Annotated in this window: 16 protein-coding genes; 7 read left to right on the top strand and 9 right to left on the bottom strand. The window is 66.9% G+C overall.

What is annotated here, in order from left to right; genetic code table 11:
• Positions 1-4: 4 nt before the first annotated feature.
• The 5 genes from dgcN (at position 5) to AC07VH_RS12500 (ending at position 3,617) form a co-directional block, all read left to right on the top strand.
• On the top strand, positions 5-1,264 hold the full coding sequence (gene dgcN / locus AC07VH_RS12520; protein WP_475416256.1) for a diguanylate cyclase DgcN/YfiN: 1,260 nt from the start codon (positions 5-7) through the stop codon (positions 1,262-1,264).
• A gap of 16 nt (positions 1,265-1,280) precedes the next feature.
• Positions 1,281-1,784: an outer membrane lipoprotein YfiB gene (gene yfiB / locus AC07VH_RS12515; RefSeq protein ID WP_475416257.1), complete on the top strand. Its 504-nt coding sequence runs from the start codon at positions 1,281-1,283 to the stop codon at positions 1,782-1,784.
• 2 nt (positions 1,785-1,786) lie between these two features.
• Positions 1,787-2,287 carry a gluconokinase gene (locus tag AC07VH_RS12510; RefSeq protein ID WP_475416258.1) on the top strand — a complete coding sequence of 167 codons (501 nt, stop codon included), beginning with the start codon at positions 1,787-1,789 and terminating at the stop codon, positions 2,285-2,287.
• A gap of 71 nt (positions 2,288-2,358) precedes the next feature.
• Positions 2,359-2,676 (top strand): DUF3144 domain-containing protein, encoded by a 318-nt coding sequence (locus AC07VH_RS12505; protein WP_092712778.1) that lies wholly within the window; start codon positions 2,359-2,361, stop codon positions 2,674-2,676.
• Positions 2,676-3,617 carry an acyl-CoA desaturase gene (locus AC07VH_RS12500; RefSeq protein WP_494788057.1) on the top strand — a complete coding sequence of 314 codons (942 nt, stop codon included), beginning with the start codon at positions 2,676-2,678 and terminating at the stop codon, positions 3,615-3,617. Before AC07VH_RS12505 ends, AC07VH_RS12500 begins: the two co-directional genes overlap by 1 nt.
• On the opposite strand, the gene AC07VH_RS12495 is transcribed toward AC07VH_RS12500, so the two are convergent.
• The 4 genes from AC07VH_RS12495 to AC07VH_RS12480 all read right to left on the bottom strand — a co-directional run bounded on the left by AC07VH_RS12495 (position 3,590) and on the right by AC07VH_RS12480 (position 8,031).
• On the bottom strand, positions 3,590-4,132 hold the full coding sequence (locus AC07VH_RS12495; RefSeq protein WP_494788056.1) for a gamma carbonic anhydrase family protein: 543 nt from the start codon (positions 4,130-4,132) through the stop codon (positions 3,590-3,592). The genes AC07VH_RS12500 and AC07VH_RS12495 overlap by 28 nt on opposite strands.
• 193 nt (positions 4,133-4,325) lie before the next feature.
• Positions 4,326-5,504: a benzoate/H(+) symporter BenE family transporter gene (locus tag AC07VH_RS12490; protein WP_494788128.1), complete on the bottom strand. Its 1,179-nt coding sequence runs from the start codon at positions 5,502-5,504 to the stop codon at positions 4,326-4,328.
• 122 nt (positions 5,505-5,626) lie between these two features.
• Positions 5,627-7,099 (bottom strand): MocR-like pyridoxine biosynthesis transcription factor PdxR, encoded by a 1,473-nt coding sequence (gene pdxR / locus AC07VH_RS12485; RefSeq protein ID WP_494788055.1) that lies wholly within the window; start codon positions 7,097-7,099, stop codon positions 5,627-5,629.
• Positions 7,096-8,031 carry a hypothetical protein gene (locus tag AC07VH_RS12480; protein ID WP_494788054.1) on the bottom strand — a complete coding sequence of 312 codons (936 nt, stop codon included), beginning with the start codon at positions 8,029-8,031 and terminating at the stop codon, positions 7,096-7,098. The genes pdxR and AC07VH_RS12480 overlap by 4 nt, the downstream gene beginning before the upstream one ends.
• Before the next feature lie 150 nt (positions 8,032-8,181).
• On the opposite strand from AC07VH_RS12480, the gene AC07VH_RS12475 reads away from it, so the two are divergent.
• Entirely contained in the window at positions 8,182-8,637 is a 456-nt protein-coding gene (locus AC07VH_RS12475; RefSeq protein WP_494788053.1) for an META domain-containing protein, read from the top strand.
• A 55-nt stretch (positions 8,638-8,692) separates the two neighbouring features.
• The gene (locus tag AC07VH_RS12470) at positions 8,693-9,403 is read left to right on the top strand and encodes an HAD-IA family hydrolase (protein WP_494788052.1); all 711 of its coding nucleotides are present in this window, start codon (positions 8,693-8,695) and stop codon (positions 9,401-9,403) included.
• Here AC07VH_RS12470 and AC07VH_RS12465 read toward each other — a convergent pair.
• Genes AC07VH_RS12465 through ssuE form a run of 5 tightly spaced genes read right to left on the bottom strand, consistent with a single transcriptional unit; the run spans position 9,360 to position 13,817 of the window.
• A complete protein-coding gene (locus tag AC07VH_RS12465) occupies positions 9,360-10,190 on the bottom strand; it encodes an ATP-binding cassette domain-containing protein (protein WP_494788051.1) in 831 nt (276 codons plus the stop codon). The genes AC07VH_RS12470 and AC07VH_RS12465 overlap by 44 nt on opposite strands.
• Positions 10,191-10,207: 17 nt before the next feature.
• Positions 10,208-10,999, bottom strand: coding sequence for an aliphatic sulfonate ABC transporter permease SsuC (ssuC, locus tag AC07VH_RS12460; protein ID WP_494788050.1), 792 nt, complete (start codon positions 10,997-10,999; stop codon positions 10,208-10,210).
• A gap of 1 nt (position 11,000) precedes the next feature.
• Entirely contained in the window at positions 11,001-12,161 is a 1,161-nt protein-coding gene (gene ssuD, locus AC07VH_RS12455; RefSeq protein WP_494788049.1) for an FMNH2-dependent alkanesulfonate monooxygenase, read from the bottom strand.
• 12 nt (positions 12,162-12,173) lie between these two features.
• Positions 12,174-13,172 (bottom strand): sulfonate ABC transporter substrate-binding protein, encoded by a 999-nt coding sequence (locus AC07VH_RS12450; RefSeq protein ID WP_494788048.1) that lies wholly within the window; start codon positions 13,170-13,172, stop codon positions 12,174-12,176.
• Between the two features lie 24 nt (positions 13,173-13,196).
• Positions 13,197-13,817 carry an NADPH-dependent FMN reductase gene (gene ssuE / locus AC07VH_RS12445; protein WP_489628028.1) on the bottom strand — a complete coding sequence of 207 codons (621 nt, stop codon included), beginning with the start codon at positions 13,815-13,817 and terminating at the stop codon, positions 13,197-13,199.
• Positions 13,818-13,824: the final 7 nt, after the last annotated feature.

Below are 13,824 nucleotides of genomic sequence, written 5' to 3'. Positions count from 1 at the left end.
CCGCATGAGCAACAAGCCCGCGCGCCTGCCCCGGCGCACGCTCGACAGCGTGCTGCGGCGCGCCCACCTGAGCGTGTCGCTGATCGCCGTGCTGGCGGCCGGCCTGACCCTGACGGCCGTGGCGCTGCTGGCCCTGCGCGTGTATTCGGACCAGAACCTGCGCCTGGTGGCCCGCTCGATGAGCTACACGGTGGAAGGAGCCGTCGTCTTTGGCGACTCCATGGCCGCCAAGGAAGCGCTGGCCCTGATCGGCGTCAATGAGGACATCGACCAGGCGCAGGTGAGCGACACGGCCGGCAAGGTCCTGGCCCGCTGGGAACGGGGCCAGCATGGCACCCGCTATTACATCGAACGCGCGCTGACGGGCTGGATGCTGCCCGATTCGCTGACCTTCCCCATCACGCGCAATGAACAGGCCATCGGCAGCATCACCCTGGTGCCGCACAGCCGCAGCCTGCTGCCCTTCCTGCTCAGCGGCCTGTCCTGTCTGCTGGCTTGCCTGGTGCTGAGCCTGGTCGTCGCCGTGCGCCTGTCGCGCCGCATGGAAACGGAGATCACGTCGCCCCTGCGCCACCTGGCGGAAACGGCCCACCGCGTGCGGCGCGACCGCTCGTTCGAACTGCGCGTGCCGCCTGCCAACATCGCCGAACTGAACCAGATCAATGACGACTTCAACGCCCTGCTCGACGAACTGGAAGCATGGCAAAGCCATCTGCAAAAGGAAAACGCCTCGCTGTCGCACCGCGCCAACCACGACAGCCTGACGGGCCTGTCGAACCGCGCCTTCATGGAAGCGGAACTGGAACGCGCCATCCTCGAAGCGCGGGTCGGCAATGGCAAGGTGGCCGTGCTGTTCCTCGACAGCGACCGTTTCAAATACATCAACGACACCTTCGGCCACGCCTCGGGCGACCGCGTGCTGGTGACGATCGCCGCGCGCATCAAGCAGCAATTGCGCGAGGGCGACCTGGTGGCGCGCCTGGGCGGCGACGAATTCGCCATCCTGCTCAAGCCGCTGCGCAACAGCAGCGACGCCATGCACATCGCCGACAACATCATCGCCGCCATGGCGCAAGCCATTGAACTGCCCACCGGCAACAGCATCGTCAGCTCGCTGACCATCGGCGTGGCCGTCTTCCCCGATCACGCCATCGACGCCGTCTCGCTGGTCGGTGCGGCGGACGAAGCCATGTACCGCGCCAAGCAGGCGCAGCGCGGCACGCGCCAGGTGGCGCGCCTGCCGCACCCCCACACTCACCCCTGAACCAAGGAGCAACACCATGCAATTTATCTACAAGCAATTATGCCGCGGCATCCTCGGCCTGTTCATGCTGGGCCTGCTGGCCGCCTGCCAGAGCACGCCAGAGACCAAACCGCTGTTCAATGCCGAGCAAGTCGCCGCCCTGAAGGAGCAAGGCTTCAACCAGACGGACGAAGGCTGGGAGCTGAGCTTTACCGACAAGCTGCTGTTCGAATTCGACGCCGCCAAGCTGACGCCGCCGAGCCGCAACGCCATCCAGAAAATCAGCGCCGCCCTGCTGAAAGTGGGCATCACGCACATGCGCGTGGAAGGCCATACGGATAACGAAGGCACGGAAGCGTACAACAACAAGCTGTCGCTGGCGCGTGCCAACGTGGTGGCCGACGCCATGAGCGCATCGGGCATTCCACGCGACAACATCAGCGTCAAGGGCCTGGGCATGAGCAAACCGGTGGCCTCGAACGCCAGCAAGACGGGCAAGGCGGAAAACCGCCGCGTCACCGTCATCGTTTCGGCGCCTTGAACATGGGCGTGCCCGCCGTGCGCTGGGTCGTGATGGGCGTGTCCGGCTGCGGCAAGAGCGCCGCCGGCAGCCTGCTGGCAGACGCCTTGCACGTGCCCTACGTGGAAGGCGACGACGTGCATTCCCCGGAAAACGTGGCCAAGATGGCCGCCGGCATCCCGCTCGACGATGCCGACCGGGCCGGCTGGCTGGCCGCCCTGCGCGAGCGCATCGCCACGGCGCGCGCGCAGGGCGACGGCCTCGTCGTCTCCTGCTCGGCCCTGAAACGCGCCTACCGCGACGTGCTGCGCGAGGGCGATCCGGCCCTGCGCTTCGCCCACCTGGACGGCCCGCGCGCCGTGCTGGAAAGCCGCTTGCGGCGCCCCGGCCATTTCATGCCGGCCAGCCTGCTCGACAGCCAGCTGGCCACCCTGCAGCCCCTGCAGGCGGACGAAGCCGGCATCGTGCTCGACATCCGCCAGCCGCTGGCGGTGCTGGTCGCACAGATCCTGCAAGCGCCCTGACAGGCAGCCGCGCGGCTGGACAGCCCGCGGCCCCCTGTGTAGACTGGCGCGCACTTTCATGAGGGATTTTTATGAGCACACCAACGACAAAACCAGCACCGGGCCCGGAATTCTGGGAGCGCGCCGACCAGGTCATCGCCCTGGCCAATGAACAATGCATGCATAGCGGCGGCAATGAAGTGGCCACCTCGCTGCTGTACGCGGCCGCCCGCTTCAACGCCTTCCTCGTCGCCAGCAAAAGCAACGACGTGGCCAAGATGCAAGCTGAGAAGGAAGGCGCCGTGGCCTTCTTCACGGAACAGTACAAGCGCATGCTGACCGACAACTTCAACGACTACATCACCAACTTCGACAAGTACACGCAACCGTCGTCGGCCCCCAAGGGTTGATGTCCACAGCCAGCCTGGACGGCCACCGCGCCCGCGCCACCCACGCGGGCAGCGTGCTGGACGGCACGGTGCGCTACGCGCCGCTGCAATCGCTGTGGCTGACGGCCATGCTGGCCGGCGCCGTGACGGGCGCCCTGTGCTTCTTCAGCTGGGCCGGTCTGCTGCTGTTTGCGGCCGGCACGGCCATCGTCCTGCTGTTCGGCCACTCGCTGGGCAGCCACCGCAAGCTGATCCACGACAGCTTTGCCTGCCCGCCATGGCTGGAATATGTACTCGTCTACCTGGGCGTGCTGGTGGGACTCAGCGGCCCGCTGGGCCTGCTGCGCCAGCACGAACTGCGCGACTACGCCCAGCGCCTGCCCGCTTGCCATGCCTATCTGCGCCACGGCGCCGGTTTCTGGCGCGATGCTTGGTGGCAACTGCACTGCCGCCTCGACCTCGACCATCCGCCGCACATCGCCATCGAGCCGCGCATCGCGCACGACCGCTTTTACCGTTTTCTGGAAACCACCTGGATGCTGCAGCAACTGCCGTGGGCCATGCTGTGCTTCGTCTGGGGCGGCTGGGGCTTCGTCTGCTGGGGCGTGTGCGCGCGGGTCAGCGCCGGCGTGCTCGGCCACTGGCTGATCGGCTATTTCGCCCACAACCATGGCCAAATGCACTTCCATGTCGACGGCGCCGCCGCACAAGGCAAGAATATCCGCCTGACGTCGTTGCTGACCATGGGCGAATGCTGGCACAACAACCATCATGCGTATCCAGGCTCGGCCAGGCTGGGCCTGCTGCCGGGCGAATGGGACCCGGGCTGGTGGATGCTGCTGCTCCTGCGGCGCCTGGGCCTCGTATCCGCCCTGCGCCTGCCGCAGGACCTGGCGCCGCGGCCGGAACTGCGCCGCCTTGATGGCGCTGGCGGTCAGGCGGCGTCGTCGCCGGCCAGGTAATTGTTCTTGACGCGCACATAGTGCTCGGCCGAATAGCGCAGGTAGGCGATTTCCGCCCCCGTCAGTGCGCGCACCTTGGCGGCGGGGCGGCCCACGTACAGGTGGCCGCTTTCCAGCACCTTGCCCGGCGACACCAGGCTGCCCGCGCCCAGCATCACGTGTTTCTCCACCACCACGTCATCCATGACGATGCTGCCCATGCCGATCAGGCACTCGTCGCCAATCGTGCAGCCGTGCAAGATCACGGAATGGCCGATGGTCACGTATTTGCCGATGGTCAAAGGTGACCCGTCGGGCTTGGCCGCATTCTTGTGCGACACATGGCCCATGGAAAAGTCCTGGATGTTGCTGCCCTCGCCGATGACGATGCGGTTGACGTCGCCGCGCAGCACGCTGTTGCACCAGATGGAACAGTCGTCGCCGATCCGCACATCGCCGATCACTTGCGCCGTGTCATGCAGGTAGACTCGTTCGCCCAGCACGGGGCGGGTATTCAGGTAGGAACTGACAGGCATCGTCTTCTCGCTTCTTTAATATTAAACAACAGGTTTCCCACCCGGCCGGCGGCCGGCGCAAAAATCGCCAGGCCATAGGCCAGGGAAGTGATCCCGGGCATCGGTCATATCGTTCGGTGGTGCCGACGGGCACGGGCGCAGCAATTGTATGCGGCGGCTGGCAACATGGGCAAGCTATCTGACGATGCCGCTGTCAAGCCGCCTTGCGCCAGCCATGCATCAGCCCATGCGCGGCCAGCCCCGCCGCCAGCCCCCACAGGGCGCCGCCCACGCCCAGCAGGGTCACGTTCGCGGCCGTCGCGAGAAACGTGATCAGCGCCGTTTCGCGCATGCGCACGTCGGCCATCGCCTGCGCCAGGCTGTTGCCGATGGCGCCCAGCAGGGCCAGGCCCGCCAGCGCCGTAATAAAACTGCGCGGCAAGACCATGAACAGGCTGGCCAGGGTGACGCCGAAGATGCCCACGAGGATGTACAGCACGCCGCACGCCAGCCCGGCGACGTAGCGTTTCGACGGGTCGGCATGCGCATCCTTGCCCGTGCAGATGGCGGCCGTGATGGCGGCCACGTTGAAGGCGTGCGCGCCGAACGGCGCCATGAGCAGCGAGCCGAGCCCCGTCACCGTCAAAATCGGATTGGCGCTGACCTGGTAACCGTCATTGCGCAGCACCAGCATGCCGGGCATGTATTGTCCCGTCAGGGTGATCAGGAACAGGGGCAGCGCCACGCCCAGGAGCGACGCCATGGAAAAGCGCGGCATCTCGAACACGGGCGCGGCCAGGGCGAGTTCGATGCCTTGGACATCGATGCGCCCCTGCGCCAGCAGCAGCGCCAGGCCGGCCAGCATGATGCCCACGACGGCAAAACGTGCCGTGAAACGGCGCAGCACGGCGTACGACAGCAGCAAGACCACCACCAGCACCGGGTCGGCGCTGGCGCCGCCGAAGGCGTTGACGCCAAACTGCAGCAGGATGCCGGCCAGCAAGCCCGCCGCGATGCCGCCCGGTATCAGCCGCACGAGGCGCTCGAAGGCGCCGGACATGCCCAGCAGAATGAAGGCGATGGCGGACACGATATAGGCGCCGATCACCTCGGCATACGGCGTGTGCGGCATGACGGTGGCCAGGAAGGCCACGCCGGGCGTGGACCAGGCCGTGATGACGGGCGCGCGGTAGCGGTAGCTGAGCCAGATGCCCGTCACGCCCACGCCGATGCTCAGCGACCAGACCCAGGACGCCGTCTGCGCCGCGCTCAGCTGGGCCAGCTGGGCCGCCTGGAACACCAGCACGAAGGTGCCGCCATAGTTGACGAGGACGGAGATGAAGGCCGCCATGATGGGGGGCGCCAGGTCGCGCCAGCGCGCCCGGTCGTCCATCGCGGTGGTGGTGTTGGTTGCTGTCATGTGTATGCCCCTGCCATTGAAAGGAAGCATCTTAATGGGCGCATGGACTGCCCAGGCAGGCCAATTTACTCACATACAACAGACCACTTGCACGCTCACCCCAGCGCGCGGGCAAGTCGGACGATGCCGCTTTCGATCTCGTGCGGCGTGAGCGCCGCAAAGCCCAGCAGCCAGCCGCCGCGCGCCGGCGGCGTCGCGTACAGGCGGCTCAGGCCCGGCAGCACGATGCCCGCCTGCGCCGCCAGGCGTATCGTGTCCAGCTCATCCCTGCCCTCGTGCAGCAGACATGGCATCTGCAAGCCGCCCGGCGGCAGCTGCGCCGTGACCACGTGCGGCAAATGCCGCTGCACGGCCTGCGCCATCGCATCGCGGCGCACGGCGTAGACCTTGCGCATGGCGCGCACATGGGCCGCGAAATGGCCATCGGCGATGAAACGGGCCAGTGTCAGCTGGTCCAGCTGCGGCGTGTGTCCATCGAGAATGCTGCGCGCATATGTCATCGGTTTCACCAGCGCGGGCGGCAGCACCATGTAGCCGATGCGCAGCCCCGGGTACAGCGACTTGGCGAAGGTGCCCAGGTAAATCGTGCGCTGCCGCGTGTCGAGCCCCTGCACGCAGGCCGTCGGCAAGCCGGCATAGTGGAACTGGCTGTCGTAGTCGTCCTCGATGATCCAGCCCTGGCGCTCGGCGGCCCAGGCGGTCAGGGCGAGGCGGCGCCCGAGCGCCAGGGTGGCGCCCGTCGGATACTGATGCGACGGCGTGACGTACACCGTGTTGGCCCCGCTGCGGTCGGCCCGCAGGTGATCGATCGACAAGCCATCGGCATCGACGGGCACGGGCACGACCTGCAATTGCGCCATCTCGAACGCCTTGCGCGCGCCGAAATAGCCGGGATCTTCCATCAGGATGGGGCCATGCGCGTCGGCCAGCACTTGCGCGCACAGGTACAGGGCCTGGCGCGTGCTGCTCAGCACCAGCACCTGGCCGGCCGTGGCCCGCGCGCCCCGCTCCAGGTTCACATAGTCGGCGATGGCCTGGCGCAGCGGCTCGGCCCCTTGCGGGTCGCCGTGCAGCAGCACATGGTGTTCGCTGCTGGCGGCCTGGCGCCGCAAGCGCTCCCACACATCAAGCGGAAAGGCCCGCGTTTCCGGCAAGCCCGTAGCAAACGCCTTCACGCTTTGCTGGTCGGCCACGCCGCCGCTGGCGAGAATCTGCGCACCGCGGGCGCTGAGCGCCACCGGCTGCGCGGACAAGGACGGCAGCGTCGTCGCAGGCTTGCCCAGCAAGCTCGCGCCTATCGTCGGCGAGACGAAACTGCCCGATCCCGCCTGCCGCCGCAGATAGCCATCGAGACGCAGCTGCGCATACGCCATTTCCACCGTATCGCGCGACACGCCCAGCGACTGCGCCAGCGCGCGCGTGGCCGGCAGGCGCAGGCCGGGCGCCAGCACGCCATCGAGTATCAGCTGGCGCAGCGCGCGCTGCACCCGCACGCGCAGGTCGAGCGCCGCCAGTTCGGGAGCGGCGAGGCGGATTTTCAGGGTGTCGAGTTCGAACTGCGGCGTCATATGGCCTTGGCGCGGGCCGCATCCACGGCCGCCATGCTGCTGGCCAGCGAAAAGCCGTGCTGCTGCAGCACCGCCACCAGCTGTTCGCCGGCGCAGCCCAAACGCAGGTTTTCCGCTACCCAGTCCTGCCACTCGCGGCTGATGTCCGGCATCGGTTCATCTTCCAGCGTGAGACCGAGTATGCAGCTGGCCAGCAAGCCGTTGATGCGCTTCGTGTCGATCAGGTGCTGCACCACCGCGTGGCCCGACTGGGGAAACGGATGCAGGGTGCAGCGGCCGAACGGTGCCAGGCGCTGCGCGTGCATGGCATCGAGGTTCACCGATTCGCTGGCGCTGGCGCCCGGATTGACCGCGTCGGGCCGGGTGCCGAACACCAGGTGCAGCTGCGTATTGCCCGTCGCCCTGGCGCGGCACAGGGCCGCCAGGTCGTAATATCCCGAGGCTGGCGGATCCTGCGCCAGCGATTCCATCACGGGCAGCCAGCGCAGCTCATGGTACAAGCGCGCCTGCTGCACGTCGAGGAAGGACAAGGGCCCGAAGGCGACGATCTGCTGCGCATCGAGCAGCAAGCCAAACATGACGGCCGCATACGCGCCCATCGACTGGCCCAGGGTGGTGACGGTACCTGGCGCGATGCGGCGCACCAGCTCGCGCAAGGCTTGCGCCGATTCATCGACATGGCTGCCCAGCCCTGCGATGCGGCGGTGATACCAGGCATTGCCCGAATCGCGCACGAGGATCTTGTTCAGATGCTGGCCGCTGGCCTGCTCCAGCTTTCTCAGGCGCCCGTAGAAATCGAAGGCGGGACGCGTGGTCCATGAGACGAAGCCGAAGGCGATGACCAGCGGCGCGCCGGGCACGATGCGGTCGACCAGCACGTCGTCGGCACTGGTGGCGACCAGTCGATTATCCAGCGCTTGCGCTTGCAACATCGGCCCGGCTCCCCGATCAAGGTTAAAACAATAGAAAGCATGAGTTTAATGCCAGGACTGGCAAAATGGAAACAATCGCCGCTGCCGTGCGCTGAACGGCACGGAAAACCTGCTAGTCTGCGGGCATTCCACCCCTCACAGGAGCCTTCCATGCTGCATCACCTCAAATACCTGTCCCTCGCCGCCGCCATCGCCATGGCGAGCGGCTGCGCCGCCACCTCCGGCAGCGCCAAGCCGGACACGGGCCTGACGCCCACGTACAGCCTGACGAATACCTACTGGAAGCTGACGCAGCTCGCTGGCGCCGACGTGACGATGGCGCCGGGGCAGGAGCGCGAAGTGCGCATCACCCTCACCGACGATGGCAAGGTCCACGGTTTTACGGGCTGCAACCGCGTGATGGGCGGCTATACGCTGGCCGGCACGGCCCTGCGCTTCACGCAGCTGGCCGGCACGCGCATGGCCTGCCCGCCGCCGCTGATGCAGCTGGAAAGCGCCGTGCTGGCCAATTTGAACGGCGTGACGGGCTACCGTTTCGAAGGCGAGTACCTGATCCTGCTCAAGGATGGCGCGCCCGTGGCCAAGTTTGAATCGGTCTACCTGTGAAATAAAAACCGGCTGCCGTTACAATGGCTTCCAGCCCATCAATTGGAAGGAAGCCATGTCCGCACTGCCCTCGCCGTCGTCATCCCCAACACCATCGGCCGCCGGCCGCTACCGGGCTTTTCTTTTCGACATGGACGGCACCGTCATCAATTCCATCGCCGCCGCCGAACGCATCTGGGGCACCTGGGCGCAGCGCCAGGGCCTCGACGTGGCGGCCTTCCTGCCCACCATCCACGGCGCGCGCTCGGTCGACACCATCGCCAAACTGCGCTTGCCCGGCGTCGATGCGCAGCGCGAATCGCAGGGCATCACGGATGCGGAAATCATCGACGTGGAAGGGATTATCGAAATCGCGGGCGCGCTGCGCTTTTTGCAATCGCTGCCGCCGGCGCAATGGGCCATCGTCACCTCGGCGCCGCGCGCGCTGGCGACGGCGCGCCTGAAGGCGGCCGGCATGCCCATTCCCGCCATCATGGTGACGGCGGAAGACGTCAAGGCGGGTAAACCAAAGCCCGATTGCTACCTGCTGGCGGCGCAAAAACTGGGCGTGGCGCCCATGGATTGCCTGGTGTTCGAGGATGCGTCCGTCGGCATCGAGGCGGGCGAAGCGGCCGGCGCGAAGGTCATCGTCGTCACTGCCACGCATGCGCACCCGCTGGCCACGCGCCACCCGGCCATCGCCAGCTACGAGGGCATCGTGGCGACCGTCGATGGCGACGGTTTTATTGTCCTGGCCGAGACGGTTGCAGCACCCGCGACAAGATAGCCTGCTCGAGCGCGGCGAAGGCCGCATGGCCGCGCTGGCGGGGGCGCGGCAAGTCCACCCTCACGTCCATGGTGATCTGCCCATCCTCGATCAAGAGCACGCGGTCGGCCATGGCCACCGCTTCGGCCACGTCGTGCGTCACCAGCACGGCCGTGAAACCGCGCGCCAGCCACAGCGACTCGATCAGCTGCTGCATCTCGATGCGCGTCAGGGCGTCGAGCGCGCCCAGGGGTTCGTCGAGCAGCAGCAACTGCGGCTCGTGCACAAGGGCGCGCGCCAGCGCCACGCGCTGCTTCTGCCCGCCCGACAGGGCCGATGGCCAGTCGTCCGCCCGCTCGGCCAGGCCCACCGTCCACAGCGAGGCGGCCGCCGCGCCGACGGAACGGGGCAGGCCCAGGGCCACGTTATCGAGCACCGTCTTCCACGGCAGCAAACGCGGTTCCTGGAACATGATGCGGATGTCCGGCGCGCCGATGCCGCTGCCGATGGCGATTCTGCCGTCATCGGCGCTTTCCAGGCCCGCAATCGCGCGCAGCAAGGTGCTCTTGCCGCAGCCGCTGCGCCCCACGATGGCAACAAATTCGCCCGCTTCCAGCTGCAGGTCGACGTTGTTCAGCACGGGGCGACTGGTGTAGGATTTGCTCAGCTTCGTCAGTTCCAGGGGAACGCCACGCCGTTGCAAAGGAGCGGATGGCGCCGCCTTCGCCTGCGGCGGCGGGCTGGCAGGGTCGTACTGCACGAAGTGCGACAGGAAATCCGTTTCGATCTGGATGGGGGCGAGCAGCATGGTATTTTCTTTCCTCATTAGCGGTAGGCAGGATTCCAGCGCAGGCAGTGGCGTTCCAGCCGGCGCGAGAGCAGATCGGCCAGCTTGCCCAGCAGGGCGTACAGCAATATCCCCACCAGCACCACGTCCGTCTGCAAAAATTCGCGCGCATTCATGGTCATGTAGCCGATGCCGGCCTGCGCCGAGATGGTTTCGGCGACGATCAGCAGCACCCACACGAGGCCCAGCGAAAAACGCACGCCGACCAGGATGGACGGCATGGCGGCCGGCAGGATCACGTCGCGGTACAAAGGCCAGCCGGACAAGCCGTAGCTTTTCGCCATTTCGATCAAGCCCTGGTCGGCCGAGCGGATGCCGTGGAAGGTATTCAGGTAGACGGGAAAGAAGACGCCGACGGCCAACAGAAACAGCTTGGCCGTCTCGTCGATGCCGAACCACAGGATCACCAGCGGAATCAGGGCCAATGCCGGGATGTTGCGCACCATTTGCAATGTCGTGTCGAGCAGGGTTTCCGCATGGCGGAAGCTGCCCGTCAATAAGCCCAGCAGCAGGCCCAGGCCCGCGCCGACGGCAAAACCGACGGTCGCGCGCCACAAGCTCGTTTTCAGGTGCAGCCACAGTTCGCCCGATGCGGCCAGATGCCAGAAGGCCTTCACCACGGCCCACGGCTCGGGCAGGATGCGGCTCGACAGCCAGCCCCACTGCGCCGCCAGTTGCCAGGCCAGCAGCAGCGCCACGGGCAAGGCCCACGGCGCCAGCGCGTAACCCCAGGGCGTGCCGGGCGCGCGTTTGACGATACTGGCCGCCATGTCAGGCCGCCTTCTTCTGCGGCGCGGCCGGCACGATATTGCTGGCCATGACTTCGCCGAAGGGGCCGCTCAATGATTGCTCACCCACGGCCTTGCCCTTGCCCAGCAACGGAAACACCAGTTCGGCGAAACGGTACGATTCTTCCAGGTGCGGGTAGCCCGAGAAAATGAAGGTGTCGATGCCCAGGTCCGCGTATTCCTGCATGCGCGCCACCACGGTCGGACCGTCGCCGACCAGGGCCGTGCCCGCGCCGCCGCGCACCAGGCCCACGCCGGCCCACAGGTTGGGCGACACTTCGAGCTTGTCGCGCCGCCCGCCATGCAGGGCCGCCATGCGTTGCTGGCCGACGGAATCCATCTTGCCGAACGCCGCCTGCGCCTTGGCGATGATGTCGTCGTCCAGGTGGCTGATCAGTTCATCGGCCGCGCGCCAGGCCGCCTCGTTCGTTTCGCGCACGATCACGTGCAACCGGATGCCAAACCGGACCGTGCGGCCTTTTTTTGCGGCGCGCGCGCGGATGTCGGCGATCTTCTCGGCAACGGCGGCGGGCGGCTCACCCCACGTCAGGTACACGTCCATCTGCTCGGCCGCCAGTTCATGCGCCGGCTCCGACGAACCGCCGAAATACAGGGGCGGATACGGCTTCTGCACGGGCGGATACAGGGTTTTCGCGCCCTTCACCTGGATATGCTTGCCCTCGAAATCGTAGCCGACCGCGCCGCCCTCGCCCGCCAGGGTGGCGCGCCACACTTTGATGAATTCATCGGAAATTTCATAGCGCTTGGCGTGGTCGGCAAACAGGCCGTCCGCCTCCAGCTCGCCCTGGTCGCCGCCGGTGACGACGTTGATCAGGAGCCGCCCGTTCGACAGGCGGTCGAAGGTGGACGCCATGCGCACGGCCAGGCCGGGCGTGGACAGGCCGGGCCGCACGGCCACGAGGAATTTGAGTTTTTGCGTCACGCTGATCAAGGACGACGCCACCACCCACGCGTCTTCGCAGGAGCGGCCCGTGGGCAGCAGCACGCCATCGTAGCCGAGCGTGTCGGCGGCCACGGCCACCTGGCGCAGATAATCGGCATCGACGGGGCGCGCGCCCTGCGAGGTGCCCAGGTAGCGGCTGTCGCCGTGGGTGGGGATAAACCAGAAGACATTCAATGACATGATATTTGTTCCTTATTTTGCGCTGGTGGCCAGCTGGCGCGCCGGCAGCAGCGCGTCCTTGACAAGGATGGGTTTCGGGATCAGCTTCAGGCTGGAAAACGCATCGGCCACCCGTTGCTGCGAGGCGATGACGTCGGGCGACACGGGTTTGACGCCGTACGCATAGCGCGAGGCGGCCAGCGCCACGACATCCTTGCCCAGGCCAGTCTGCGCCGACAGGATCGCCGCCACTTCCTCCGGATTGTTGCGGCCCCAGTCATCGACCTTGGCCACTTCGTCGAGCACGATGCGCAGGATCTCGGGATGCTTTTCCGCATACGTGCGCGAGGCGAGATAAAACTGGTAGTTCGCCACCAGGCCCTTGCCGTCGGCCAGCACGCGCGCGCCCAGCTGCTTTTCGGCGGCCGCCAGGAACGGATCCCAGATGGCCCAGGCATCGACGCTGCCCCGCTCGAAGGCGGCGCGCGCATCGGCCGGCGGCAGGAAGACGGGCTGGATGTCGGCGTACGCGACGCCGGCCTTTTCCAATGCCTTCAACAACAGGTAATGCACGTTCGAGCCCTTGTTCAGGGCGACCTTCTTGCCCTTCAAGTCGGCCAGGGTGCGCAGGCCCGAACCCTTGGGCACGACGATGGCTTCGCTGGCGGGCGACGCCGGCTCATTGCCGACATACACCAGGTTGGCGCCGGCCGCCTGGGCAAAGATCGGCGGCGCCTCGCCCACGGTGCCGAAATCGATGCTGCCCACGTTGAGGCCTTCCAGCAGCACGGGGCCGGCCGGGAACTCCGTCCATTTCACGCCCACGCCCTGCCCGGCCAGGCGTTTTTCCAGCGTGCCGCGCCCCTTCAACAAGGTCAGGGTGCCGTATTTCTGGTAGCCGATGCGGACTTCCCCCTTGGCCTGTGCCTGCGCCGCGGCCGGCATGCCGGCCGCCATCACGCCGGCAGCGGCGGCAAACAGCAGGCCCAGAGTGGTACGGCGCGAGAGGCGTTGTGCGTGGCGGTGTGTCATGGCGGTTCCTTGGTCGGTGAATAATCAGGCGGCTTGATAGTGGCGCGCGTAAGGCTGGTCTTGCAGCGAACGCACGGGGTGCGGGACTTCTGCCGGCGCGGGCGGACGCCGGTCCTGCAGCACGAACAGGCCGGCAGAAAGCTCCTCGATGCCGGCCTGCACGCGTTCGGCGATCGGCGCGTCCAGGCTCAGGCCCCCTTCTTCGTGCCACGCCAGCTGCTGCGCATTGGCATAAATGCTGGTAAACACCTGCTTGGCGCCCAGCGCATGCAGTACGGGACGCAGCGCATAGTCGAGCGCCAGGGTGTGGGCATGGCCGCCGCCCGTGGCCAGCGGCAGCACCAGCTTGCCGGCCAGGCCATCTTGCGGCAGCAGGTCGAGGAAGGCTTTCAGCAATCCTGTATACGACGCCTTGTAGATGGGCGTGGCGATCACGATGGCGTCGGCGTCGGCCACGGCGCGCACGGCGCGGGAGATCGCCGCGTCGTCGTAGTCGGCCAGCAGCAAGGCGCGCGCCGGCAGGTCGCGCACATGCAGCTTGGCGTAGCTGTGGCCCTGCAGCGCCAGCTGTTCGCCGATATGCAGCAGCAGGCGGCTGGAACTCGATGGGAGTTGCGGGCTGCCGCCCAATAACAAGATGCTCATGTGATGC

This window comes from Janthinobacterium sp. GW821-FHT03C10, from assembly GCF_059420865.1.
Note: the sequence above shows the minus strand (reverse complement) of the source record. Positions and strands in the feature narration are given on the sequence as shown.

Bases quoted from the DNA above. Each gene is read 5' to 3' on its own strand.
- dgcN (WP_475416256.1), top strand. From the start codon at position 5: ATGAGCAACAAGCCCGCGCGCCTGCCCCGGCGCACGCTCGACAGCGTG.
- yfiB (WP_475416257.1), top strand. From the start codon at position 1,281: ATGCAATTTATCTACAAGCAATTATGCCGCGGCATCCTCGGCCTGTTC.
- AC07VH_RS12510 (WP_475416258.1), top strand. From the start codon at position 1,787: ATGGGCGTGCCCGCCGTGCGCTGGGTCGTGATGGGCGTGTCCGGCTGC.
- AC07VH_RS12505 (WP_092712778.1), top strand. From the start codon at position 2,359: ATGAGCACACCAACGACAAAACCAGCACCGGGCCCGGAATTCTGGGAG.
- AC07VH_RS12500 (WP_494788057.1), top strand. From the start codon at position 2,676: ATGTCCACAGCCAGCCTGGACGGCCACCGCGCCCGCGCCACCCACGCG.
- AC07VH_RS12495 (WP_494788056.1), bottom strand. From the start codon at position 4,132: ATGCCTGTCAGTTCCTACCTGAATACCCGCCCCGTGCTGGGCGAACGA.
- AC07VH_RS12490 (WP_494788128.1), bottom strand. From the start codon at position 5,504: ATGGACGACCGGGCGCGCTGGCGCGACCTGGCGCCCCCCATCATGGCG.
- pdxR (WP_494788055.1), bottom strand. From the start codon at position 7,099: ATGACGCCGCAGTTCGAACTCGACACCCTGAAAATCCGCCTCGCCGCT.
- AC07VH_RS12480 (WP_494788054.1), bottom strand. From the start codon at position 8,031: ATGTTGCAAGCGCAAGCGCTGGATAATCGACTGGTCGCCACCAGTGCC.
- AC07VH_RS12475 (WP_494788053.1), top strand. From the start codon at position 8,182: ATGCTGCATCACCTCAAATACCTGTCCCTCGCCGCCGCCATCGCCATG.
- AC07VH_RS12470 (WP_494788052.1), top strand. From the start codon at position 8,693: ATGTCCGCACTGCCCTCGCCGTCGTCATCCCCAACACCATCGGCCGCC.
- AC07VH_RS12465 (WP_494788051.1), bottom strand. From the start codon at position 10,190: ATGCTGCTCGCCCCCATCCAGATCGAAACGGATTTCCTGTCGCACTTC.
- ssuC (WP_494788050.1), bottom strand. From the start codon at position 10,999: ATGGCGGCCAGTATCGTCAAACGCGCGCCCGGCACGCCCTGGGGTTAC.
- ssuD (WP_494788049.1), bottom strand. From the start codon at position 12,161: ATGTCATTGAATGTCTTCTGGTTTATCCCCACCCACGGCGACAGCCGC.
- AC07VH_RS12450 (WP_494788048.1), bottom strand. From the start codon at position 13,172: ATGACACACCGCCACGCACAACGCCTCTCGCGCCGTACCACTCTGGGC.
- ssuE (WP_489628028.1), bottom strand. From the start codon at position 13,817: ATGAGCATCTTGTTATTGGGCGGCAGCCCGCAACTCCCATCGAGTTCC.